At 68.6% G+C, this 1693-nt stretch carries 1 protein-coding gene; it reads right to left on the bottom strand.

Annotated elements, in window-relative coordinates; translation table 11 throughout:
• On the bottom strand, positions 1-1193 hold a 1193-nt coding region (locus tag MJ785_RS09730; protein WP_239380525.1), incomplete at its 3' end, for an efflux RND transporter periplasmic adaptor subunit.
• Positions 1194-1693 lie beyond the last annotated feature (500 nt).

Here is a 1693-nt window from a genome sequence, read left to right as displayed (position 1 = left end):
CCACCGAAACCACCGCCACCACCGAAACCGCCACCACTACCGAAACCGCCACCGGTACCGGCGGTCGAGGTCCCCGCCCCGCCGCGCACACGTCCCGCGGGAGCCGTGTCGGGTACCACCACCATGTCCCCGGCCGCCAACCCGGCGGTGATCTGCGTGACGCCACCGGAGCTCACCCCCACCGTCACCGCTCGCGGAGCCTGCCGCCCCCCGATCAGCTGATACACCTGCGCCTGGGAGCCGGTGTAGCGCAGGGCCGCGGTAGGTACCGTAATGACGTCGGTCAGCTGCCGGACAATGATCTGCACCTGGGCACTCGCCCCGAGATGCAGCCCCGCTGGGATCCCGGTGACGTCGATGGTGACCGGGTACGTCGCCACCCCCGAGCTCTGGGTCGGGAGCAGACCGACGGTGGACACCGTCCCGAACAGCGTCGTGGTGGCGCCGTTCGGCGTGATGACCGACTGGTTGCCCGTCTTGATCTGGCCGATCTGGGTGTCGTCGACGCTAGTATTGATCTTGTAACCATCAGAACCGACAATCACCACCTGGGCGGAGGACGCGGAGGACGCGGACGTCGAGGTGCTCGACGCGGCACCCGACGCCGAGCCGCCGCCGGCGCCAGATGTGGCCGTACCGCCGCCGGAGACCTGTTGGCCGACCACCAGGTTGACAGCCGCGACGGTACCGGCGATCGGCGATGTCAGGCTCGCCTGGGCCAGCGAACGCTGCGCCGCGGCAAGCCCGTCCTGTGCGGCGGTGATTGCCTGATTGTCCGCATTGAGCTGGGCAGCTGTGGCCCCGGCAGTCTGGTCGGCGGACAGCCGGGACTGGTTGGTGGACACGCTGGCCTGCGCCTGCGCGACCGAAGCTGTCAGGGCCGCCGAGTCAACTGTGGCAAGCGGCTGTCCCGCCGAAACCTGCTGGCCGACCGTGACCGAAACGGTGGTGACCCTACCTGACACGCCAAAAGTCAGGTCCGCCTCGTGGGCAGCCTGAATAACCCCGGTAGCTGAAACCGCCTGCCGGATGGTCCCGAGGCTCGCCGCAACCTGACGTGGAGTACTACCGGTGGCGGACGACGAAACCGCCAGACCGACCGTAATCGAACCCGCCACGATGATGACAGCGGCCACCGCCCCGAGGGCGACTGCCTTCCGTCCGATCCGCGGGCGCGGGCGCCATACTTGCATCCACTCCTCCGAAGGCCCCGGCGGGCAAAGCGACCCACCTGCGCATGCCGCGATGGGCACCGCACCGGTGCCGATCGCGATCAGTGCCCTCAGCTTCGCGGAGAAGTCTTGGTGTTTGCTGAGAAAATCCGGTGGAATTCCTGACCGACGGCTTTCCGCCATCCATCACGGGTGGACACCCATACGCCATTGCTGACCTGTTTGGCCGCTGTTTCGGCTGGTAGGGATTTCAGCGCAAGCCGCCGGGCTGCCGTCACCCACCTCGACGCTCCGCGCGGCGCCGCGCCAGGCTCCGTCCAGCCAGACCCCGCGCTGCCCCGAGCTACAGCGGTACCGAACTACACCTACGATCGACCTATCCGGTCGGCTTGGCCGCTGCGGCCCGTTCGTGACGCTGTCGGACGGCCCCCTCTGCCCTTCCCCGCGGCCCGCGCGTAGGGAGCCGCGGTCGCCGAGGTCGTGAACACGGGTGAACGCTGGCTGTCGGGCTCATCGCCATC

This window comes from Protofrankia sp. CiT1, from assembly GCF_917627335.1.
Taxonomy (GTDB): domain Bacteria; phylum Actinomycetota; class Actinomycetes; order Frankiales; family Frankiaceae; genus Protofrankia.
Note: the sequence above shows the minus strand (reverse complement) of the source record. Positions and strands in the feature narration are given on the sequence as shown.